Origin of the sequence: Streptomyces sp. NPDC058469, from assembly GCF_042721125.1 — a bacterium.
In the GTDB taxonomy this organism is placed as follows: domain Bacteria; phylum Actinomycetota; class Actinomycetes; order Streptomycetales; family Streptomycetaceae; genus Streptomyces.
Map to the genome: position 1 here is coordinate 161,756 of NZ_JBHXME010000005.1, position 21,157 is coordinate 182,912.

22 protein-coding genes are annotated in these 21,157 nt (G+C 70.5%); 9 read left to right on the forward strand and 13 right to left on the reverse strand.

From position 1 onward, the window contains the following. Positions 1 to 12: 12 nt before the first annotated feature. Positions 13 to 876, forward strand: a complete 864-nt coding sequence (locus ACFWP5_RS05270) for an acyl-CoA thioesterase (RefSeq protein WP_384150471.1) — start codon at positions 13 to 15, stop codon at positions 874 to 876. Positions 877 to 897: 21 nt separating this feature from the next. Here the strand turns inward: ACFWP5_RS05270 and ACFWP5_RS05275 are convergent, their stop codons facing one another. Together ACFWP5_RS05275 and ACFWP5_RS05280 are read right to left on the reverse strand one after the other, a co-directional pair. Continuing rightward, complete coding sequence (locus ACFWP5_RS05275; RefSeq protein ID WP_384150474.1) at positions 898 to 1,881, reverse strand: DUF6397 family protein; 984 nt, start codon at positions 1,879 to 1,881, stop codon at positions 898 to 900. A 126-nt stretch (positions 1,882 to 2,007) separates the two neighbouring features. Next, positions 2,008 to 2,421 carry a roadblock/LC7 domain-containing protein gene (locus ACFWP5_RS05280; RefSeq protein ID WP_019062680.1) on the reverse strand — a complete coding sequence of 138 codons (414 nt, stop codon included), beginning with the start codon at positions 2,419 to 2,421 and terminating at the stop codon, positions 2,008 to 2,010. 92 nt (positions 2,422 to 2,513) lie between these two features. On the opposite strand from ACFWP5_RS05280, the gene ACFWP5_RS05285 reads away from it, so the two are divergent. Then, positions 2,514 to 2,942, forward strand: a complete 429-nt coding sequence (locus ACFWP5_RS05285; RefSeq protein WP_384150478.1) for a PPOX class F420-dependent oxidoreductase — start codon at positions 2,514 to 2,516, stop codon at positions 2,940 to 2,942. Positions 2,943 to 2,951: 9 nt separating this feature from the next. Here the strand turns inward: ACFWP5_RS05285 and ACFWP5_RS05290 are convergent, their stop codons facing one another. The 5 genes from ACFWP5_RS05290 to ACFWP5_RS05310 all read right to left on the reverse strand — a co-directional run bounded on the left by ACFWP5_RS05290 (position 2,952) and on the right by ACFWP5_RS05310 (position 7,973). Further along, on the reverse strand, positions 2,952 to 3,557 hold the full coding sequence (locus tag ACFWP5_RS05290; RefSeq protein ID WP_384150481.1) for an ATP/GTP-binding protein: 606 nt from the start codon (positions 3,555 to 3,557) through the stop codon (positions 2,952 to 2,954). A 182-nt stretch (positions 3,558 to 3,739) separates the two neighbouring features. Next, positions 3,740 to 4,153: a DUF742 domain-containing protein gene (locus ACFWP5_RS05295; RefSeq protein WP_384150484.1), complete on the reverse strand. Its 414-nt coding sequence runs from the start codon at positions 4,151 to 4,153 to the stop codon at positions 3,740 to 3,742. A 22-nt stretch (positions 4,154 to 4,175) separates the two neighbouring features. Continuing rightward, complete coding sequence (locus ACFWP5_RS05300; RefSeq protein ID WP_384150486.1) at positions 4,176 to 4,613, reverse strand: roadblock/LC7 domain-containing protein; 438 nt, start codon at positions 4,611 to 4,613, stop codon at positions 4,176 to 4,178. Next, on the reverse strand, positions 4,610 to 7,135 hold the full coding sequence (locus ACFWP5_RS05305; protein ID WP_384150488.1) for a nitrate- and nitrite sensing domain-containing protein: 2,526 nt from the start codon (positions 7,133 to 7,135) through the stop codon (positions 4,610 to 4,612). The genes ACFWP5_RS05300 and ACFWP5_RS05305 overlap by 4 nt, the downstream gene beginning before the upstream one ends. A gap of 64 nt (positions 7,136 to 7,199) precedes the next feature. Further along, positions 7,200 to 7,973 (reverse strand): MHYT domain-containing protein, encoded by a 774-nt coding sequence (locus ACFWP5_RS05310; protein ID WP_384150491.1) that lies wholly within the window; start codon positions 7,971 to 7,973, stop codon positions 7,200 to 7,202. Between the two features lie 152 nt (positions 7,974 to 8,125). Here ACFWP5_RS05310 and ACFWP5_RS05315 point away from each other — a divergent pair, with 152 nt between their 5' ends. Then, on the forward strand, positions 8,126 to 8,725 hold the full coding sequence (locus tag ACFWP5_RS05315) for a class I SAM-dependent methyltransferase (protein WP_384150494.1): 600 nt from the start codon (positions 8,126 to 8,128) through the stop codon (positions 8,723 to 8,725). Positions 8,726 to 8,738: 13 nt separating this feature from the next. Here the strand turns inward: ACFWP5_RS05315 and ACFWP5_RS05320 are convergent, their stop codons facing one another. After that, positions 8,739 to 9,494 carry an alpha/beta fold hydrolase gene (locus ACFWP5_RS05320; RefSeq protein ID WP_384150497.1) on the reverse strand — a complete coding sequence of 252 codons (756 nt, stop codon included), beginning with the start codon at positions 9,492 to 9,494 and terminating at the stop codon, positions 8,739 to 8,741. A gap of 122 nt (positions 9,495 to 9,616) precedes the next feature. Between ACFWP5_RS05320 and ACFWP5_RS05325 the strand changes: the two genes are divergently transcribed. The 3 genes from ACFWP5_RS05325 to ACFWP5_RS05335 all read left to right on the forward strand — a co-directional run bounded on the left by ACFWP5_RS05325 (position 9,617) and on the right by ACFWP5_RS05335 (position 11,661). Beyond that, positions 9,617 to 10,141: a PadR family transcriptional regulator gene (locus ACFWP5_RS05325; protein WP_384150501.1), complete on the forward strand. Its 525-nt coding sequence runs from the start codon at positions 9,617 to 9,619 to the stop codon at positions 10,139 to 10,141. Positions 10,142 to 10,278: 137 nt separating this feature from the next. Then, positions 10,279 to 10,575, forward strand: a complete 297-nt coding sequence (locus ACFWP5_RS05330; protein WP_384150504.1) for a hypothetical protein — start codon at positions 10,279 to 10,281, stop codon at positions 10,573 to 10,575. A 135-nt stretch (positions 10,576 to 10,710) separates the two neighbouring features. Beyond that, positions 10,711 to 11,661, forward strand: a complete 951-nt coding sequence (locus ACFWP5_RS05335) for a hypothetical protein (RefSeq protein WP_384150507.1) — start codon at positions 10,711 to 10,713, stop codon at positions 11,659 to 11,661. 341 nt (positions 11,662 to 12,002) lie between these two features. On the opposite strand, the gene ACFWP5_RS05340 is transcribed toward ACFWP5_RS05335, so the two are convergent. Further along, positions 12,003 to 12,185 (reverse strand): hypothetical protein, encoded by a 183-nt coding sequence (locus ACFWP5_RS05340; protein ID WP_019062690.1) that lies wholly within the window; start codon positions 12,183 to 12,185, stop codon positions 12,003 to 12,005. 143 nt (positions 12,186 to 12,328) lie between these two features. Continuing rightward, a complete protein-coding gene (locus tag ACFWP5_RS05345; protein WP_384150510.1) occupies positions 12,329 to 13,393 on the reverse strand; it encodes a fatty acid desaturase family protein in 1,065 nt (354 codons plus the stop codon). Between the two features lie 375 nt (positions 13,394 to 13,768). Here ACFWP5_RS05345 and rox point away from each other — a divergent pair, with 375 nt between their 5' ends. Beyond that, complete coding sequence (rox, locus tag ACFWP5_RS05350) at positions 13,769 to 15,193, forward strand: rifampin monooxygenase (RefSeq protein ID WP_384150566.1); 1,425 nt, start codon at positions 13,769 to 13,771, stop codon at positions 15,191 to 15,193. On the opposite strand, the gene ACFWP5_RS05355 is transcribed toward rox, so the two are convergent. Then, the gene (locus ACFWP5_RS05355; RefSeq protein WP_384150569.1) at positions 15,190 to 16,107 is read right to left on the reverse strand and encodes a GNAT family N-acetyltransferase; all 918 of its coding nucleotides are present in this window, start codon (positions 16,105 to 16,107) and stop codon (positions 15,190 to 15,192) included. The genes rox and ACFWP5_RS05355 overlap by 4 nt on opposite strands. 277 nt (positions 16,108 to 16,384) lie before the next feature. On the opposite strand from ACFWP5_RS05355, the gene ACFWP5_RS05360 reads away from it, so the two are divergent. Further along, a complete protein-coding gene (locus ACFWP5_RS05360) occupies positions 16,385 to 17,731 on the forward strand; it encodes an esterase-like activity of phytase family protein (protein ID WP_384150513.1) in 1,347 nt (448 codons plus the stop codon). A 23-nt stretch (positions 17,732 to 17,754) separates the two neighbouring features. Here ACFWP5_RS05360 and ACFWP5_RS05365 read toward each other — a convergent pair whose 3' ends face one another. Next, positions 17,755 to 18,006, reverse strand: coding sequence for a hypothetical protein (locus tag ACFWP5_RS05365; protein WP_384150571.1), 252 nt, complete (start codon positions 18,004 to 18,006; stop codon positions 17,755 to 17,757). Positions 18,007 to 18,356: 350 nt separating this feature from the next. Further along, on the reverse strand, positions 18,357 to 19,523 hold the full coding sequence (gene xylA / locus ACFWP5_RS05370; protein WP_384150516.1) for a xylose isomerase: 1,167 nt from the start codon (positions 19,521 to 19,523) through the stop codon (positions 18,357 to 18,359). A gap of 185 nt (positions 19,524 to 19,708) precedes the next feature. Here xylA and xylB point away from each other — a divergent pair, with 185 nt between their 5' ends. Next, positions 19,709 to 21,154 (forward strand): xylulokinase, encoded by a 1,446-nt coding sequence (gene xylB / locus ACFWP5_RS05375; RefSeq protein WP_384150519.1) that lies wholly within the window; start codon positions 19,709 to 19,711, stop codon positions 21,152 to 21,154. Positions 21,155 to 21,157 lie beyond the last annotated feature (3 nt).

Genomic DNA, 21,157 nt, shown 5'->3' on the forward strand with positions numbered 1-21,157 from the left:
AGAATCCCACCCATGACGAACCCGGCAGAGCGGCTCGTCGACCTGCTCGACCTGGAGCAGATCGAGGTCAACATCTTCCGTGGCCGCAGCCCGCACGAGTCACTGCAGCGGGTCTTCGGCGGCCAGGTCGCGGGCCAGGCGCTGGTCGCCGCGGGGCGCACCACGGAGGGCGACCGGCCCGTGCACTCGCTGCACGCGTACTTCCTGCGTCCGGGCCGGCCGGGCGTGCCGATCGTGTACCAGGTCGAGCGGGTGCGGGACGGGCGGTCGTTCACCACCCGTCGGGTCACCGGCGTGCAGCAGGGCCGCACGATCTTCAATCTCACCGCCTCCTTTCACAAGCCTGAGCAAGGTCCCTTCGAGCATCAGCTGCCGGCCCGCGAGGTCCCGGACCCGGAGTCCCTGCCGACGGTGTCGGAGGAGGTCCGGGCCCATCTGGGCGTGCTGCCCGAGCAGTTGGAGCGGATGGCGCGCCGTCAGCCCTTCGACATCCGGTACGCGGACGGGCTGCGCTGGAGCGCCGAGGAGATCAAGGACGCCGAGCCGCGCAGCGCGGTGTGGATGCGCGCGGTCGGGCCGCTCGGCGACGATCCGCTGGTGCACACCTGCGCGCTGACGTACGCCAGCGACATGACGCTCCTGGACGCCGTCCGCATCCCCGTCGAACCCCTGTGGGGACCGCGGAACTTCGACATGGCGTCACTGGACCACGCCATGTGGTTCCACCGGCCGTTCCGCGCGGACGAGTGGTTCCTGTACGACCAGGAGTCCCCGATCGCGACGGGCGGCCTCGGTCTGGCCCGCGGACGCATCTACGACCTGGAGGGACGCCTGCTCGTCTCGGTCGTCCAGGAGGGGCTGTTCAGAGCGCTGTAGCCGACGGATGTGCGCTGCGGCTCACGCGCTTCTGCGGCGCAGCCAGCCCAACATGCCGCGTGACCTCTCGGGTTCCGGCGCCGACTCGGGCGGATGCTCGCTCAGGGACGGCGGAGGTCCGGGCAGTTCGGCGGTCGGTGGTGGTCCAGCCGGTTTTGCGGTCGGTCGCAGTGCGGCCGGTTCGACGGACGGCCGTGGTCCGGCCTGTTCGGCCGGCTCAACGGTCGGCCGGGGTGCGGGACGGTGGCTGCGTGCCTCCTCAAGCACCTGGGCCAGATCCGCCCGCAGCCAGCTGATCTCGTCCGGGTCCTGCGCCCTCATGATCCGCTCGGCGAGGCGGGCGGCGGGCGAGCCGGGAGCCCCGTGGGCGGGCGGGTCCGGCCGGAACCGGTTCAAGTGGGCGCGCTCGTACGGGTCCTGGACGATTTCCGCGACCTGGACAGGATCCAGCAGCGCGGCCAGGGCGCCGGCGCGCTCCCACGGGTCGCCGGCCTGGCGGAGCAGGAACCCGAGATGCCGCCCGCGCCAGTTGCGGGGCCGTAGATCCAGGCCCTCTTGCAGTTGGTCCCGCAATCCTTCGGGCGTACGGCCGTTCAACAGCGAGGTGTGGTTCTTGTCGGCCGCGAACTGCCGTAGTTCTTCGGCGAGATAGAGCCAGACCACGGCCCGATAGCGGTTGAGGTAGAACGTCACCGGCACCACCAGTCCCAGCCGGGCGAGGCGGGTGAACCTGGCGGAGGTGACCTCCATGAGGGCCGCACCGTCCGTGGTGCCCACGGTCCTGACGCTTTCCAGGAGCGTTTCGGGGAACCCGTCCGCCGAGCGCAGTCGGTCGATCTCGGCGCGGGCGACGCGTCGGCCGCCGCCCCCTTCGTCGGGCGCGGTGCGGATCCGTCCGAGATGTACGGCGAGATCGAACTCACCTCGCTTGAGCCCCAGTTCTCGTGCCGCGCGACTGGGCGTGCACGAGAGGTCGGACGGTTTGGTGATGGTGTTTCCTGCCATGGTCGATCTCCCCCGCGGAGTCCAATGCTCACGCTGTGTGCGCTCGCGATGAACAAACCGTAACCTGCCCGGCGGATCTCGTGGCAGGCCTGTGGATAACTCTGCGGCGGTGGCCGAACTCGCAGGTCAGAGGTCTGTGACGGGGGTCCGCTCGGGCTGTCGAGCGTCCACGCCGAGGTGTTCGCCGACGCGGTTGACGAGGAGTGTCATCTCGTAGGCGATCTGGCCGATGTCCGCGTCCGCGCCGCTGAGGACGCACAGACAGCTGCCGCTGCCCGCGGCGGTGACGAACAGGACGGCGTCGTCGAACTCGATCATCGTCTGCCGCACCCCGCCCGCGCCGAAGTGGCGTCCCGATCCCTTGGCCAGGCTGTGCAGTCCTGACGAGACGGCGGCGAGGTGTTCGGCGTCCTCGCGGCGCAGTCCCGTGCTCGCGCCCGTCACCAGTCCGTCGTTGGACAGGACCAGTGCGTGGCGTACGTGCTCGACTCGCTCGGTCAGATCGTCCAGCAGCCAGCTCAGTCCCTGGTTCTGCGCCATGTTCCGGCCTCCCCGCGTCGCCTCTCCCCCTGGCCGGAGGATCTCTCGTCAGCCTTCCCCACCTCCGTCGCCCGGGCAAGGAGGATAGGGGCATGGCACAGAAGATGACCGACGAGGAGTGGCGGGCGTTCGTCTCGCACGGCACGCGCACCGGCAAGTTGTCGACCGTCCGGGCCGATGGGAGCCCACATGTGGCGCCGATCTGGTTCCTGCTGGACGGAGACGATGTGGTGTTCAACACGGCGAAGGAAACGGTAAAAGGGCGCAATCTGGCCCGTGACGGGCGAGTCGCCCTATGCGTGGACGACGATCGACCACCGTTCGACTTCGTGGTGATCCAAGGACGCGCCGAAGTGTCGGAAGAACCGGACGAACTCAGGTACTGGGCCGCCCGGATCGGGGCCCGGTACATGGGCGAGGAGCGCGCCGAGGAGTTCGGCGCCCGCAACGGGGTGCCGGGCGAACTCCTCGTCCGCGTCACGGTCGAGAAGGTCCTGGCGCAGAAGGGTATTTCGGAGTGAAACTCCGTGTCAGCCCACCGAGTCGAGCATCCGGGCGGTGTGCACCCGCCCGGCGTACTCGACGAGCCGGATCAGCACCTCCTTTCCCGAGTCGCGGTCACGGGCGTCGCAGAGGACCACGGGTGTTCCCTGGTCGAGGTCCAGCGCGCGGGAGACGTCCCGGGCGCCGTAACTGCGGGAGCCGGTGAAGCAGTTGACGGCCACCACGAACGGGATGTGGCGGTGCTCGAAGTAGTCGACCGCGGGGAAGCAGTCCTCGAGTCGCCGGGTGTCCGCGAGGACCACGGCCCCCAGGGCCCCCTGCGACAGCTCGTCCCACAAGAACCAGAAGCGGTCCTGGCCCGGTGTGCCGAACAGGTAGAGGGAGAGGCCGGACCTGATGGTGATGCGGCCGAAGTCCATGGCGACGGTCGTCGTGACCTTCTGGTCCACGCCGTCGGTGTCGTCCACCAACTGACCGGCCTCGCTGAGCAGTTCCTCGGTGCGCAGCGGCCTGATCTCGCTGACCGCGCCCACCATGGTGGTCTTGCCCACGCCGAATCCGCCGGCGACCAGGATCTTCAACGCCAGGGCGGTCGTCTCGCCGTCCTCGGCGTCGGAGTGCTCGGAGACCATCGATCACTTCTCTCGGGAGTGCCGGCAACGCTCGACGTCCGTAGGTGTGCATCGTGGCAAGTGCGGGCTGCTTCTGGGCCGTTGGACCGCTATTTGCCCGATGTGACCGCCTCGCACCCGTTCGGTGCGCGAAAGGGTGCACAAGTCGGCGTCGTACGCGTTCGAGTGGTTCTGAAGTGTCATCACAGTGCCCGTAGTCCCTCGATCACCTCGCGCAGAATCCGTTCGTCGGGCAGCTGCGCGGGCGGCACCGGACGGCTGACGGTGACGCAGCCGAGTTCCAGGAGGTCGCCGAGGAGCACCCGGACCACTCCCAGGGGGAGGTCCGCTCCGGCGGCGAGTTCGGCGACGGACTGCGTTTCCGTGCGGCACAGGTCGATGAGCGCCCGGTGTTCCGGTCCGAGCCCGGTGTCGTCGTCGAAGTCGGGCGCGCCCGTGTCCAGCGTGACGAGCGCGATCAGGTCGAAGCGCACCCCCGTAGGGCCTGGTTTGGTACGTCCGCCCGTCATGGCATAGGGGCGGACGAGAGGCCCGGCTTCCTGGTCGTACCACTGGCTGCCCGGCTCGCGCTGGGCGCCGGTCGTGTCCTCGGTCATCGGAGCGGATCGCCCTCTCGCCTCATCCGACGGCGGGCGGCCGCGCACCGACGCGCGGCGGCGTGTAGAGGTGCTCGCCGACGCGCTTGACCAGCCGTGCCATCTCGTACGCCACCAGGCCTATGTCGGCCGTGACGGCGGTGAGGACGGCGAGGCAGGAGCCGTTTCCGGCCGCGGCCACGAACAGGAAACCGTCGTCCATCTCCACCATGGTCTGCCGTACTCCGCCGGCTCCGAAGTGCCGCCCGGCACCCTTGGCCAGGCTGTGGAATCCGGAGGCGACCGCGGCGAGGTGTTCCGCGTCCTCGCGCTTGAGGTCGGTCGACGCGCCGACGGCGAGGCCGTCGTTGGACAGCACCACGACATGCCGTACTTCGCTCACGCGCAGCACCAAGTCGTCCAGCAGCCAGTCGAGTTCGCCGGACCGCTGGGCGGCCCTCATGCTCGGGTCCTGGATCACGCGGGGTCTCCTTCGCTGCTGTCGCTGCCCGTTGCGGGGCCTGGGGTGGCACCCCGGCCCGGTTGTCTGCCACCGCCGCGTGTCCAGCCTTCGCGGTAGGCCGACATCCGGTCCCGTACGGCCTCTGGGGTGCGGTGCTCGTCGCGTGGGGCGGCCGACGCCTGTTCCCGTTCCGCGGTGGGCTGTTCGCGGAGTTGGGGGGCGAGGTGCGCCTGGCGTACGCGGCGTGGGAGGTCGTCGCTCTCGTCGGTCCCTTCGGTGTCCTCGGGGGGACGGTGCAGTCGCAAGGTGGTGACTCCGGGGGGCGGGGTGTCGTGCGCCGACTCCACCGCGGCCCGCGTGGAGGCCGCCAGAGCGGGCCGGTCGGCCGAGGCCGGGACGGACTCCTGATGCTCGGGCGCGGCGGGCACACGCGCGTACTCGCGTTCCGCGGCCCGCTCCCCGTCCTCGACCGCCGCGCGTGGAGCACGTTCCGCCGCGCCGCCGTGGAGCAGCGCCGTCGGCAGCAGGACGACCGCCGTCGTTCCGCCGTAGGGCGAGGTCCGCAGGTGGACCTTGATGCCGTGGCGGGCGGCGAGCCTGCTGACCACGAAGAGGCCGAGCCGGTCGCTGTCGAAGAGGTCGAGGGCCTCGGACTGCTCGATGCGGCGGTTGGCGTCGCCCAGCGACTCCTTGCCCATGCCGAGGCCCCGGTCCTCGACCTCGACGGCGTAGCCGTTGCCGACGGGTTCTCCGGTGACCCGCACGCGTGTGTGCGGGGGCGAGAACTGGGCGGCGTTCTCCACGATCTCGGCGAGGAGGTGCGTGAGGTCGGCGACGGCGGAGCCGGCGACGGACGCCTCGGGGAGTTGTCGTACCTCCACGCGCGCGTAGTCCTCGACCTCGGAGACGGCCGCGCGGACGACGTTGGTCAGGGAGACCGGCATGCGCCAGGCCCGGCCGGGTGCCGCTCCGGAGAGGATGATCAGGCTCTCGGCGTGCCGTCGCATACGGGTGGTGAGGTGGTCGAGGCGGAACAGGTCGCTCAGTTCGTTCGGGTCCTCGGAACGACGCTCCATGCTGTCCAGAAGGCTGAGTTGACGGTGCACCAGGACCTGGCTGCGGCGGGCGAGGTTGACGAAGACTCCGGAGATGCCGCTGGCGAGTTCGGCGCGTTCGACGGCGGCCCGCAGAGCCGCGCGGTGCACGGTGCTCAGGGCCTCGACGACCTGTCCGATCTCGTCCTCCGCGGGCGACCCGGGCGGGGCCTCCGCCCTGATGTCGATCTCCTCCCCCGCGCGCAGTCTCCGCATGGCCTCGGGGAGCTTGTGGCGGGCGATCCCCAGGGCGTCGTTGCGCAGACTCACGAGTTCGACGACGAGGCCGCGTCCGATGCGCACCGAGATGACGAGCGACGCGACGACGGCGGCGAGACCGAGCAGGACCGCGGCACCGGCGGAGGTGAGCAGGCCGCGGGTGAAGGGATCGGCGCGGTCGGCGACCCCGCTGCCCGCGTCCGACTCGATGGCACGCATGCCGTCCCGCACGCGTGCGTGCGCGTTGTCCCAGGTGGTCTCCGGAGCCGCTGCGATCGCCCGGGTGCCCGAGTTGGTGGCGAGGACCTTGTCCTCGACGGTGCCGACCGCGGTGTAGGCGCTGGTGTCGGCGAGGTGCTGCCAGGCGGCGCGTTCGGAGCCGCGCAGATCCTCGACGGCGGAGTCGGTGAGAGTGCGTCGGGTGTCGACGGCGCCGGTGAACAGCCTCAGCCGCTCCCCGTCGAGCCTGCCGTCGATACGGGCACCGGCGAGCATCACGTCCTCCTGGGACAGCGATTCCCCGGCCCGGGAGAACTCGAGGAGCACGCGCGCGTCGGATCCGAGGTCGGCGTCCTGGATTCCGGTGAGCGCCCCGCCCACGGCGAAGGCCGACGTGATGGTCTTCGTGTACTGCCCGTAGGTCTCGTCCCATCCCGCGCGGTGGCCGAGCACGTCGGCCCGCAGCGCGCGCAGTTGCTCGGCTCCGGTGACGAAGGTCTTCAGGCGGCGGGCGACTCCGGCCGGCAGTTCCTCGCTGTCGGCGACGGTGTTGGCGTCGCCGAGCCGCAACCGGGCGACCGCCTGGTCCGTGCTCGCCGCCAGCTTCTTCAGATCCCCGCTCTGCTCTGCGTCGGGGTCGGTCGCGTAGCGCACTGCGGCCGACCGCTCGGCCTGCAGCGCCGCGACGGCGGCCGCGACGGGGCTGCGCACCGCGGAGTCCACGCGCTGCAACTGCCGTAGCCGGGAGACGTCCTGGGCGGTGCTGACGGTGGCGTACGCCCACAGGGCGAGCAGGGAGACGACCGGCACCATCAGGAGGCAGACGATCTTGGCTCGTACGGTGCGGGGACGCATCCGCCATCGTCCCGCGCGCGGGGGTATGTCCTCCGACAGGGCATCCAGGGGCTCGTCGAAGAGTTCGTCGGCGGGTGGTCCGGCGTGCGCGCGACGACCGCGCACGGGCGGCGTCTCGGCGCCGGCTCTCGGGGTCCTACGGGGGTTACGCATGGCCTCCTCGCTCGGGAGTGGTTCGGGGCGTGCGGGCGGGCCGCGGTCGGTCCGGGCCCGGCTGCTAGCGGGCGACGCTCTCGACAGGCCGTTGGGCCGAGGCGGTGGCCTCGCGTTCTCCCGTGGTCGGCGACAGTGCGACGAACGCCGAGGTCAGGAACAGGTAGGACCCGAGGCCCACGGCGAGGGGGAAGATGAACTGCATCGCCGTGGCGCCGGGCAGGGCCGCCCCGGAGGGGGTGACGTGCACGCGCACCGCGAACATCCCGGTGTAGTGCATGCTGCTGACGGCCGCTCCCATGACGAGGGAGGCGGCGGTGACGGCGACGGGCGACTTGATGTTGAGGGCCGCCCACAGGGCCGCTGTCGCCGCGACGACGGCGATGAGCACGGAGAGGCCGACGAGCATCGGGTCGTAGCTCACGTCACCGTGCAACCGCATCGCCGCCATGCCCAGGTAGTGCATGCTCGCGACGCCCAGTCCGGTGGTGAGGCCGCCGAGGAAGAGCGCGCGGCCCCGGTCGCGGCCGTAGCCGACCGCGAAGACGCCCGCGCAGACGACGACCATGGCGACGAGGAGGCTGAGCATGGTCAGTGGTACGTCGTAGCGGATGTCGGTGCCGCTGACGCCGAAGCCGAGCATGGCCACGAAGTGCATGGTCCAGATGCCGGTGCCGAGGGCGGAGGCCGCGGTGACGAGCCAGTTGCGGCGCGACCGGCCGGTGGCGCCGAGCGCGCGGACGGTGCAGCGCAGCCCGAGTGCGGCGCCCATACAGGCCATCGCGTACGACAGCACGGGTGTCAGCCAGCCGAAGGTGGCGTGGTCCAGGTGTCCCATGACCAGGGGACGCTAGTAGGGGCACGGGTGCACAAAGGGGGCGCATTTCGAAAGGTGTTGCAATCTGACGCGGAGAGGTACCTGAACGACCGCGTCACGCTCGAACATGTGCGCCGAAGCGTCATCCGTGTCGGTGAGGGATCATGCGGAACATGACCGACGACCACACACATGTCCAGGAGTTCTTCGGTGCGCGCGCCGCCGACTGGGACAGCCGCTTTCCCGACGACGGCCCCGCCTACGCCGCCGCGGTCGCCGAACTCGGGCTGCGATCAGGAGACCGGGTACTCGACGCGGGCTGCGGGACGGGACGCGCGCTGCCGCCGCTTCGTGCGGCCGTGGGGCGGTCCGGAGTGGTGGTCGGGGCGGATCTGACCCCGGCCATGCTGGAGGCCGCCATACGGGCCGGACGCGGCCGTGACGGGCTCCTGCTGCTCGCCGATGTCACCGCGCTGCCGCTGCGGCCGGAGTCGCTCGATGCCGTGTTCGCGGCGGGCCTCATCGCTCATCTGCCCCGACCCGAGGAGAATCTGCGGGAGTTGGCGCGCGTGGTGCGCCCCGGCGGCATGCTGGCTCTGTTCCATCCGATCGGCCGGGCGGCGCTCGCGGCGCGTCAGGGGCGGCAGATCACGCCGGACGACCTGCGCGCGGAGCCCAATCTCCGTCCGCTGCTGGCCGGTTCGGGGTGGCGCATGACGTCGTACGCCGACGAGGACGCCCGCTTCCTGGCGCTGGCCGTGCGCGAGCGCTGAGCCCGCGCGCGGGTCACACGTTTCCCGCGACCGCCGCCGCGAAGGCTTCTGGGTTGTCGAACATGACGTTGTGCCCGGCACCGGGCACGGTCACCACGTGCACTCCTGCCGCCTCCAGGCCCTCGCTGTCCGGAAGTTCGCCGCTCAACTCGCCCTGGAGATACACGCGGTCGATCTCGAGTCCTTCGAGGATCGTGCGCATCACGGGGTCGGATCCACGCCGGAGCCCCACGGCGGTGCGGTACAGGGCACGCGGATCGGCCAGTCTCATGGTCGCCGCCCACAGGGGGCCGACCTTCTCCAGCACGCGCGCGTACCCGTCGTCGACGAATTCGCCCTCTTCGTAGGAGGCGATTTCGCTACTGCCCGCAGTGACAGGCGGATGGGCGTCCAGGTTGGCCTCCGTGAGGACCAGCCGAGACACGAGTTCGGGCCGGCGACGGGCGAGCACGATGGCGACGGCGCCGCCCATGCTGTGCGCGACCAACTCGGCCCCGGTGACACCCGCTTCGTCCAGAACGGCCGCGAGGGCGTCGGCATGGCCCTCAAGGCTGTAGCCGTAACCCTCGGGCCGGTCGCTGATGCCATGGCCGGGCAGATCGACGAACAGGCTGCGCCGGCCCGCGAGTTCGGGGCGGGCCGCGATGTGCGCGTGGTAAACGGCCGAGACGGACCCCAGCCCGTGCACATACACGCGCGCGGGTCGCGCACCCGGCGTCTCCGTCCAGCGGATGCAGCTCCCCTTGCCGTCGAACTCGGCCTGCTTCATTTGCGCCCTCCTTGGCACCGCGGTCGTTGTCAGCACTCCAGGAAGATACATCGCAACCGATGTATAGCGTCAACACAGTATCCGGGAAGCGATGTACAGCGCCCATGCGGCAGACTGCGGGCATGTTGGAGCTCGCCATCCTCGGTTTCCTGTACGACGCCCCGCTGCACGGCTACGAGTTGCGTAAACGCATCACCGCGTTGACGGGACACGTGCGCCCCGTTGCGGAGAGCACGCTCTACCCGGCAATCAAGCGACTGGAGAAGGCAGAACTCCTGGAGCGCGCCACCGAGCCCGGCGCGGTCGCCGCCCCACGTCACGTCCTGACGCTCACCGAGGAGGGCAGGCGCGAACTGCTCCGTCGACTCGCCGAGCCCGCCCAGCGCGACATCACCGACGAGAACCGCTGGTTCACGATCCTCGCCTTCCTCAGGCACCTCGCCGACCCCACCGCCCAAGCGGCGGTACTACGGCGCCGACTGGCCTTCCTGGAGGAGCCCGCGAGCTTCTTCTACGACGGTGACCGACCGCTGCGCGCCGAGGAGTTGGACGATCCCTTCCGGCGCGGCATCCTCACCATCGCGCGGGCCACGAGCCGGGCCGAACTGACATGGCTGCGGGCCACGTTGGACTCACTCGGCGGCTGACCCGTTTCCGCGCGGGGGCGCCCGATGCGCGCTTCACCGCCCCGTCCCCCTTCTGTCGCCGCAACTCCAACTCTACGTTGGGTAGCAGTAGATGAACGGTCAGCGACAGAGAACCACGCAGGGGGAAGGTGGTCAGCATGTTCGACAGGCCCCGCAAGACCTTCGCCAGATTTCTCACCTCCACGCGCGCGGAGGCGGACAGCGGCCCGCAACGGCGCCCGCACAATCTCTTCGAGGCCGCGGCCGTCTATGTGTCGGCCCGCGTGGAGGACGACCAGGACCGGATCGACGAGGCAGCGGGCTGGGTGTCGCCGGAGGCGCTGTCCTTCGGGGTGAGCGAGCTGGCGTGCCGGGCCGTCGTCGCGCTCGCCAGGGAGCGTGACGAGTCGCCACGGACGGTGGCTCGCGCGCTTCTTGGGCTTCCCGCGGCCTGACAGTTAGGGTTACCGGCGGTCATTTCGCCCCGTCCAGCCGGAAAACTGCAGCTCCGGGTGTACTTGGGAGTCGTGACAAGCGGCTTCCGCGCACACTAGGGTGCGCGCGGTTGGACGAATAGTGGGGAGGCTGGGATGGCCGACACGGATGAAGAGGCCGTCGCCGCCGAGGACGATGCGCTCTATGTGCTCACGGCGGTGCTGCTGACGCCGGCGAAGTTCCCGAGTGTGCTGGGCGATGACTACCCGGAGGCCTGTGCGGCGCTCGGTATGGCGCCGCTCGCCGACGGGTACGGCCTGGTTCTCGGCCAGGACGGCGACGGGTCGCGGTGGACGGTGGTCATCGACGACGTGTCACTGGTCGCGGTCGCCATCGCGTCCTGGGACTGCGGCATGGAGTACGACCTGTCGCCGAGCGAGCGCACGGTGGTCGCCGCCCTGCCGGGCTGGCCGCTCGCCGTCGCCGTCGCGGCGCCCAACGTGCCCGCGCCGCACGATCCGGACCCCGACCTCGTGGACCGGCCGCCGCTGACTCCACCGGACACCACCACCTGGGGTCCGGCACAGCGACGCCTGGGTGCCGACGAGATCGCACTGCAATGGGCCCTGTGGCGGGAACAGATCGACGACTCGACCTTCTCGGCGCAGGAAGCTCAGGACGGGGCGGGCGACGCGTCGAAGACGGACAAGTCCGCCTCGGACGCCACCCTCGATGACGCCACCCCCGACACCGCTTCCGAGGCGGACGGAACGCCGTCGGACGACAACGCGTCGGGCGGCACCCCTGCTGACGGCACCGGGGAAGGCCCTCAGGCGGGCCACAACGGGGTCCGTCGGGTACTGACGGAGGTCCGCGCGTACATCGACGCTCCGCCGCCCCTCGGCCGCGTCAGATCGTCCTTCGCACCGGGCGACGCACGCACGCTCCGCGCCGACGGCCCCGGCTGGTCATTGGTGGCCCGAACCGACGACATAGCGTTCGTCCTGCTCGACGACGAGCCCGGCGAGGTCCTGCCGGTGGGCCGGGGCCCCGAGCTTCCTGGCCTCCTGGAAGCACTCGACAAGCTGGCCGTACGGCCGAGTTGAGCCCTTGGGCGCGGATCCGGGCGTCCGGGGGCCAGGGGCACGGTCGCTCGTCCGGGTCGATGAGGAGGGCTCCCGTGACGATGTCCGGTGGCAGCGTCCGTGCCGCGGCAAGCAGGGTCACACGCACGCGTGGCCGTGCACTGTCCACGGACAGGCATGCCTCCGCCAGTAGCCGTCCCGGGACCGCGTGGAACTTCACCCTCCTCGGTCCGTGGACGGTGCTCGGCCGAGCACCGTCCACAGGGCTCTTGTCGGCAGTCCCGCGGACGGTGCTGTGCTCTGCTCCCGTACTTCGGCCGGGAACGAAGCGCCGGCCGGGAACGCAGTAGCGCACCGGTACGTCAGCGGCCGATCTCCTTGCCTGCCACGCGGCGCAGCCGACGCCGCTGCGAGGGGTCCAGCGTGAGATATGCGGCCGTCGGCACTCCCACGACGATCAGGAATGCGACCCACCACGGCAGCCAGATCAACAGGATCAGTCCGACCGCCACACCTCCTACGGCGATCTTCGCGCTCTTCGACATATGTCGCCTCCTCCGCGGCCGCAGCCGCTCTCTGATCTGAAAACGGGTCCGCGCTCCCCACAGTTCCGGATCGCGACCCTGAGACATCCCTGAGGCGCTTCCCCTACTGGTACCCGGTGGTACCCGGGCCGTCGGCTGTTCCGTCACTCCGTCCACTCCACGCGCAGCGACTCTCCCACCCCGTGGAGGTGGCGCAGGGCCTGCCGGTAGGAGTCGACGAGCCCCGTCTCCACGTAGGGGATACCCACATCCTGACAGTGGGCGCGCACCAGGGGTTGTGCGAGCCGCAGATTGGGCCGCGGCATGCTCGGGAAGAGGTGGTGTTCGATCTGGTAGTTGAGGCCGCCGAGGAGCCAGTCGGTCAAGACGCTGCCGCGAATGTTCCGCGAGGTGAGGACCTGGCGGCGGAGATGACCCCATCGGTCGCCGTTCGGGTCCGGCATCTCCATGCCCTTGTGGTTGGGCGCGAAGGCCAGGCCGAGGTGCAGTCCGAACAGGGCCTGGTGCAGCGCGGCGAACGCGAGTGCCTTCCCCGGGGACATCGAGATCAGCAGCAGCGTCGCGTAGGCCACGACATGGCCCACCAGAAGAGCACCTTCGACGGCTCGCTCGCGAGGGGGTTGGCGCCGCAGATCCTGGAAACCGTGGACCTTGAGGGCGACGCCTTCGAGCAGGGTGAGCGGGAAGAACAGCCACGCCTGGTTGCGGGTGAGCCAGCGCCGGAAGCCTGAACGGTCCTTGGCCTGCTCGCCGGTGAAGACGAGGACATCGGCGACGACGTCCGGGTCCTTGTCGATGTGGTTGGGGTTCGCGTGGTGGCGGTTGTGCTTGTCGTTCCACCAGGAGTAGCTCATCCCCAGCAGCAAGTTGCCGTGGATCAGGCCGATGACGCGGTTTGCGGTCTTGCCGCCGGCGATCTGGGAGTGGCCGGCGTCGTGGCCTATGAAGGCCGTCCGGGCACCGAACACGGCGAGCAACGGGGCGAGGAGCAGGGTCAGCCAGGAGTCGCCGATCAGAACGACACCGGTGACGAGGCCGCCCAGCGCGAGGGCGTTGGCGGCGATGCAGCGCGCGTACCAGGCATGCCGCCGCTCCAGTAGGCCTCTGCCCCTGACCGTGCGCAGGAGGGGCGCGAACTCGCTTCCTGGAGGCGCCGCGACGGCATCCCCCGGATCATGCGCGCCGATGACTGCGGTGGTCTGGGACATGTCCGGTCTCCGGCTCTCTCAGGCAACGGGCTGACCTGAGCAAACGTACGAATCAGTGACCGGTCGCGACCATGGCGGCACCCCCCGTGTCCGTACGGGGGTCAGCCGGGTCCTTGCCGGGGGGCTGTCGACACCCTCGCCGCCCGATCCTCAGGAGTCGAGCCTGCGGAGAAGTACCCGGAAACAGGCAATGGCAAGGAGCTCGTCCACTCCTTGCCACACCCAAGGTATAGCCCACCGGGGGGCTTGCGGCAAGGCCCGGGGCGTCCCGCAAAATGGCCGACCGAGGCCGGGACCTGCGGAAACGAATGCTTCACGAAGCACAGGCCCGCGGAGCGGGCGGCCGGAGACCAATCTCGTTGGATGGGCGTTCTGATGATTGACGTGATCGTGGTCGGCGGCGGACCGACCGGCTTGATGCTGGCCTGCGAGTTGCGGCTGCACGGCGTGCACGTGGTCGTGCTGGAGAAGTTGACCGAGCCGACCGGGGAGTCCCGCGGGCAGGGGCTGCACGCGCGCAGTGTCGAGATCATGGACCAGCGCGGCCTCCTCGACCGGTTCCTCGCGGTCAGTGGGAAGTTCCAGGTCGGCGGTCTCTTCGGAGGCATCGTCAAGCCGTGGCCGGACCGGACGGACACGGCTCACCCGTACGGTGTCGCCACCCCGCAGCCGGTCACCGAGCGGCTGCTCGCCGAGCGCGCCGTCGAACTCGGTACCGAGATCCGACGCGGCTACGAAGTGGTCGGGTTGAGTCAGGTTGAGGACGGGGTGACCGTCGAGTTGGCGGACGGCTCGCAGCTACGCTCGCGCTACGTCGTCGGATGCGACGGCGGCCGCAGCACGGTCCGCAAACTGCTCGGCGTCGGTTTCCCCGGCGAACCCGCGACGGTCGAGACGCTGCTGGGTGAGATGGAGGTGGCGGAGGATCCGGCGACCATTGCCGCCGCCGTCGAAGAAGTCCGCAAGACCCAACTGCGGTTCGGCGTCAGCCCCGGCGAGAACGGCGTGTACCGCGTCGTCGTGCCCGCCGACGGCGTTGCCGAGGACCGGGCGACCGCGCCGACCCTCGACGATTTCAAGCAGCAGCTACGGGCCGTCGCGGGCACCGACTTCGGCGTGCACTCGCCGCGCTGGCTGTCCCGGTTCGGCAACGCCACCCGGCAGGCCGAGCGCTACCGGGTCGACCGGGTCCTGCTGGCCGGCGACGCGGCACACATCCACCCGCCGACCGGTGGGCAGGGGCTCAACCTCGGCGTGCAGGACGCGTTCAACCTCGGCTGGAAGCTGGCGGCCGCGGTCAACGGCTGGGCTCCGGAAGGGTTGTTGGACAGTTATCACACCGAACGGCACCCTGTGGGCGCCCGCGTTGTCGCCAACACGCGCGCGCAGATCACGCTTCTGGGGACCGACCCCGGTGCGACCGCACTACGGGAACTGTTCTCGACGCTGATGGACTTCGAGGAGGTGAACCGGTACGTGACCGAGATGATCACCGCGGTCGGGATCCGCTACGACTTCGGCGAGGGACATGAACTGCTCGGCCGGCGGCTGCGGGATGTGAAGCTGAAGGAGGGGCACCTCTACGAGTTGATGCACGCCGGCCGAGGGCTCCTGCTCGACCGGACCGGCCGGCTCTCGGTTGCGGGTTGGGCGGATCGCGTCGACTACGTAGCCGACGTCAGCGAGGAACTGGATGCACCCGCGGTGCTTCTGCGGCCGGACGGCCACGTGGCGTGGGTCGGTGACGACCAGGAGGACCTCTTCAGCCGACTGCCCGGGTGGTTCGGCGCGGCCCACTAGCACCGCGCCCCCGACCCGCTGTTGTCAGTACGCCGGGAACGCCCAGCCTCCAAGACAAGGTCCAGTGTGCCCGCGTAACGCCGTGCCGCCAGCGCTCGGTCGACGTCGACGAGTCGCACCCAGAGGCGATCGACCGGCGCCGAGCGCACGGCGCGCGGATCGGTCAGCAGGTACGGCAGCGGCTCGTCCAGCGCTCCCTCGTACTCGGTCCAGGAGACCAGGTCGATACCGGCGAGGAAGCGCCACCGGGTCGCGTACGCCTGCCGGGAGACGGTGGCCAACTCGACGACCCACACGGCGTTCCCGTCGCCGCCTGAAGCGTCCTGCTTGATCCGGTAGAGGGCGCATCCCGTCGTCCGGCCGTCCGCGTCGTGGTGCAACGCGAAACGCAACGCGCTCGCGCCTCCGCGCTCCTCCGGACGGCCGGCCAAGCGGCCGTCCCAGGAGTTGGTGTTGTGCCCGGGCCAGCCGACCGCGTCGGTCCGGACGTGGTCGTAGATCTTCTCGATCTGTGGGCGGGCCTGATCGCGTCCCAGGAGTCGGATGGTTCCGTCGCCGAAGTCGGTTCCGGGGCGGAAGCGGACAGCGCGCTCGTCGCAGCGGAGGCGGGCTCCTTGGGTGGCCGGCCCGTATCCGTAGCGCCTGTAGATCGCGGCTTCGGAGGGGCGCAGTGCAGCGATCAGTTCGGCGCCGGACGTGTGCAGGTCGGTGAGTTGCCTGCGCATCATCGACGTGAGGATGCCGCGTCGGCGGTGGGTCGGGGTAACGCAGACCCAGGTGACTCCGGCGACTGGGAGCAACGCGCCCGGAACGGTCAGCACGCGCGCGTGCACCGCGGTTCCGCCGACCGGCGCGGGGCCGTCGAACGCGGCGATGGTGCGGGGCAGTTCGGTCGCGGCTCGTTCGTGGGCCAGTTACTCGCCGGACAGGTCGCCTCCGTAGGTGTCGGTGACCATACGGGCCCCGGTCGCGAACTCGTCCTCGGCGACCGGGCGGAGGGGGTAGGAGTCTGTCACCGGGCCTGTGTAGCCGCCAGTACCACGGGATGCGATCGAAATACGGCCGACCCTTCGCAGGTGTCGCGCCCGCCCGACAAGCGGCCGACACCCCGGATTCACCTCACCGTCGAGCATCGTTCCTCCTGAGGACCAACTCTGGCCGCTGTCAGAGAACTTGTCCTCAGGAGGCCCGATGTCCCCGCGCGACCTCGTCCGACGCCGTGTCCGTCGTCCCGTCGCGGTGGGTGTTCCGCTCGCCGTGGTGGTCGCCCTCGTCGCGGCCGGTACGGCCGTCGGCGCCCCCGCGAAGGCCGAGGCCGCCCATGTCACGCGGACGGCGACGCTCGGCGACATCCCGCTCGGCGCCTTCAGCAACGCGCTGTTGCCCGGGACGGTGGACAACGACCGGGGAGTGAATCTCGGCGGTATCGGCAGCGACATCTATCCGGCCGGCCGCAAGGGCGAGTACTGGACGGTCACCGACCGCGGGCCCAACGGCCAGATCAAGGTGAGCGGGACGAAGCGCCGTACGTTCCCCGTGCCCGCTTTCGACCCGGCGATCGTGAAGATCCGTGTCTCCGGGGACACGGTGAAGGTCCTGGACGCCCTCCCGATCACCACGTCCTCCGGGAAGGCCGTCACCGGCCTGCCGAACCAGCAGGGACGCGACGAGGCACCGTACTCCTACGACGCCCAGACGGCACTGTCGTACAACCCGAACGGGCTGGACACCGAAGGCATCGTGCGGGCCGGGGACGGTTCCTTCTGGCTCGTCGACGAGTACGGGCCCTCCCTGGTGCATGTCTCCGCGCGCGGGAAGGTGCTCACGCGGTACGTGCCCAAGGGGCTGCACCTGACCGGAGCTGACTACCCGGTGGTGGAGGCGCTGCCGTCCGTCCTGCTGCACCGGAAGATCAACCGCGGCTTCGAGGGGCTCGCCCAACTGCCCGGCGGTGACCTGGTGATGGCCCTGCAGAGCCCGCTGTCGCTGCCGGACGGGGATGCCGGGGACGCGTCGCTCAACACCCGCCTGCTGCGTTTCTCCACGAAGAAAAAGGCGGTCACGGCGGAGTACGCGTACCGCTTCGACCCGGTGAATGTAGTCGACCCCAGCGAGGACGACGCCTCCGAACTCAAGATCTCCTCGGTGGTCGCCGTGGGCGACGATCGCCTGCTGGTCGAGGAGCGCACCGACAAGGCGGCCCGCCTCCAAGTGGTCGAGCTGGGGCGCAAGTCGAACATCCTCGGCGGTCGCTACGACGACGACACCACGTCCCCGTCGCTGGAGCAGCTCGACGACCCGGCCGCCGCGGGTGTCCCGGTGCTGGCCAAGAAGCTGGTCGTCGACCTGGGGACCGTCTCCGGGGTACCGCAGAAGATCGAGGGCATCGCGCGCGTGGATCACGACACGCTCGCCCTCGTGAATGACAACGACTTCGGGATGACGGACGGCGCGGGCGCGTTCGACGCACAGGGGCGGTTGGTCGACAGCGGTATCAAGACGACCGTCGTGTACCTGAAGCTGCCGCACGGCATCTGAGCGTGCGTCGGCTCCTGGGGCGGCTAGCCGAACAGGGACGGGAGCAGGGACTCGATGTCGCTGGGAACCTCGCTCGGCAGTTCCGAGGGGAAGTTCGACGGAAGCGCGGTCGGGAGCTTCGTCGGCAGGCTGGTGGGGAGCTTAGTCGGGAGGGTGAGGGACGGGCTGCGGCTCGTGCTCGAACTGCTCTCCGCGGGCGCCTTCTTGTCCGGTGAGTCGTGCCCCCCGGAGGCCATCAGCACGATGGCGGCGACGGCTCCGGCGGCCACGATCACGGCGAGCAAGATGAACAGCGGTCGGGGGCGCCTACGGGGAGGGGGTCCGTAGTCCCCGTAGTCCCCTCCCGATCCCGACGGGTGTCCGAAGTCTCCGGGAGGTGGCGGTCCGAAGCCGCCTCCCGAAGGCGGGGCGGCGCCCGGAGGCCCGGGCGGTCGAGGCGGTACGGGCGGCATGGCCATACCGTCAAGAGTCGCCTCGCAAAGGTCATGACGCGACCCCCGCGCGGTGGTTGATACGGGCTCATGCCATGGATCGCATGATTCCGGAGCATTCCGCGCGGGGGTCGGTCACGAACGGGCACTCACGCACACCAATGGGCTCGTGAGTGACGCACGCGTGCGTGCGGTCAGCCGCGTGCTCCCAGGAGGTGGTCCAAGGCGAGCTGGTCGAGCTGCTCGAAGGCCATCCCGCGCTTGGCAGCCGCCTCGATGTCGAAGTCCTCGAAGGCAGAGCGGTCCGCGAGCAGCGACTTGAGGCCGTCCGCCGCGGTCTGCTGCGCCAGTTCGTCCAGACGCGAGGCGCGCAGCGCCTCCTGGACCACCGGGTCGGCGCGGAACGCGGCCGAACGCTCCTTAAGGATCAGGTAGTTGCGCATGCAGCCGGCCGCCGACGCCCACACGCCGTCGAGGTCCTCGGTGCGCGGCGGCTTGAAGTCGAAGTGCTTCGGGCCGGCGTAACCGGCGCTCTCCAGGAGGTCGACCAACCAGAAGGCGGCACGCAGGTCGCCGTTGCCGAAGCGCAGGTCCTGGTCGTACTTGATGCCGGACTGGCCGTTGAGGTCGATGTGGAAGAGCTTGCCCGCCCACAGGGCCTGGGCGATGCCGTGCGGGAAGTTGAGCCCGGCCATCTGCTCGTGGCCGACCTCGGGGTTGACGCCGTAGAGCTCCGGGCGTTCCAGGCGCTCGATGAACGCCAGGGCGTGGCCGACGGTGGGGAGCAGGATGTCACCGCGGGGCTCGTTCGGCTTGGGCTCGATCGCGAACTTGATGCTGTAGCCCTGGTCGGTGACGTACTCGCCGAGGAGGTCGAAGGCCTCCTTCATGCGGTCGAGGGCGACGCGCACGTCCTTGGCGGCGCCGGACTCGGCGCCCTCGCGACCGCCCCAGGCGACGTAGGTCTCGGCGCCCAGCTCGACCGCCAGGTCGATGTTGCGGATCGTCTTGCGCAGGGCGTAGCGGCGCACGTCGCGGTCGTTGGCGGTGAACGCGCCGTCCTTGAAGACCGGGTGCGTGAAGAGGTTGGTGGTCGCCATCGGCACCTTCATGCCGGTCGCGTCGAGGGCCTCGCGGAAGCGCTTGATGTGCGACTCGCGCTCGGTGTCCGAGGACCCGAAGGGGATCAGGTCGTCGTCGTGGAAGGTCACACCGTGGGCGCCGAGCTCGGACAGGCGCTGCACCGTCTCGACCGGGTCGAGGGCACGGCGGGTGGCGTCGCCGAACGGGTCCCTTCCCTGCCAGCCGACGGTCCAAAGGCCGAAGGTGAACCTGTCCTCGGGGGTGGGCTGGTAGTTCATGACGCGGCTCCTTGTTGCTTCGCTGCGACTATTTCGTCATGGCGGTTTACAAATTAGTATGCACACGCAGCTCTGGGAAGGGACAAGGTGTCCCTGAAGGAGTGGGGTACGGGTCACCGCACCCCGGACAGCCTTGAAAACACCAGGTCAGAGCCCGCAGAGCCGCGGAAAAAAGGGAGAGCCCGATGTCAGCAGCCGAGGGTCCGCTCGTCGTCGGCGTGGACACGTCCACCCAGTCCACCAAGGCGCTGGTCGTCGATGTGTCCACCGGACGGATCGTCGCGAGCGGCCAGGCGCCGCACACCGTCTCCTCGGGGGCGGGCCGGGAGAGCGACCCCCGCCAGTGGTGGGACGCCCTGTGCGAGGCCCTGCGCCAGTGCGGGGACGCCGCCCACGAGGCGGCGGCCATGTCGATCGGCGGCCAGCAGCACGGCCTGGTCACCCTGGACGCCCAGGGCGAGCCGGTACGCCCGGCTCTGCTGTGGAACGACGTGCGCTCCGCGCCGCAGGCCCGCCGGCTGATCGAGGAACTGGGCGGTCCGAAGGCATGGGCGGAGCGCACCGGCAGCGTGCCCGGCGCCTCCTTCACGGTCACGAAGTGGGCCTGGCTCGCCGAGCACGAGCCGGAGGCGGCGCGCGCCACGGCGGCCGTACGCCTCCCCCACGACTACCTCACCGAGCGGCTCACCGGGCAGGGCACCACCGACCGGGGCGACGCCTCCGGCACCGGCTGGTGGGCCTCGGGCACCGAGTCGTACGACGAGGAGATCCTCCGGCATGTCGGGCTCGACCCGGCGCTGTTGCCCCGGGTGGTGCGGCCGGGCGAGGTGGCGGGGACGGTGCGCGACTGCCACGACCTGCCGTTCTCCAAGGGCACTCTGGTCGCCCCCGGCACCGGCGACAACGCTGCCGCCGCGCTGGGTCTCGGACTGCGCCCCGGCGTCCCCGTGCTCAGCCTCGGCACGTCGGGCACCGTGTACGCGGTGTCGAAGCACCGGCCCGCCGACCCGTCCGGCACGGTCGCGGGCTTCGCCGACGCGCACGGCGACTGGCTGCCTCTGGCGTGCACCCTGAACTGCACCCTCGCCGTGGACCGGGTCGCGGTCCTGCTGGGCCTGGACCGCGAGGCCGTGGAGCCCGGCACTTCGGTCACGCTGCTGCCCTACCTGGACGGCGAGCGCACCCCGAACCTGCCCAACGCCTCGGGCCTGCTGACGGGCCTGCGCCACGACACCACCGGCGGCCAGCTCCTCCAGGCCGCCTACGACGGCGCCGTGCACGCCCTGCTGGGCGCGCTGGACCTGGTTCTCGACGAGGACGCGGACCGCACCACGCCACTGCTGCTGATCGGCGGGGGCGCCCGGGGCACGGCCTGGCAGGAGACCGTACGGCGGCTGTCGGGGCGCCCGGTCCAGGTGCCGGAGGCGAAGGAGCTGGTCGCGCTGGGCGCCGCCGCGCAGGCCGCGGGGCTGCTGACCGGCGAGGATCCGGCCGCGGTGGCCCGGCGCTGGAACACGGCCGCCGGGCCGGTGCTGGACGCCGTGGAGCGCGACGAGGCGACGCTGGCCAGGATCTCCGGGGTACTCTCCGACGCGGCTCCGCTCCTCGAACGGGGGACGGACGCCCGTTGACGC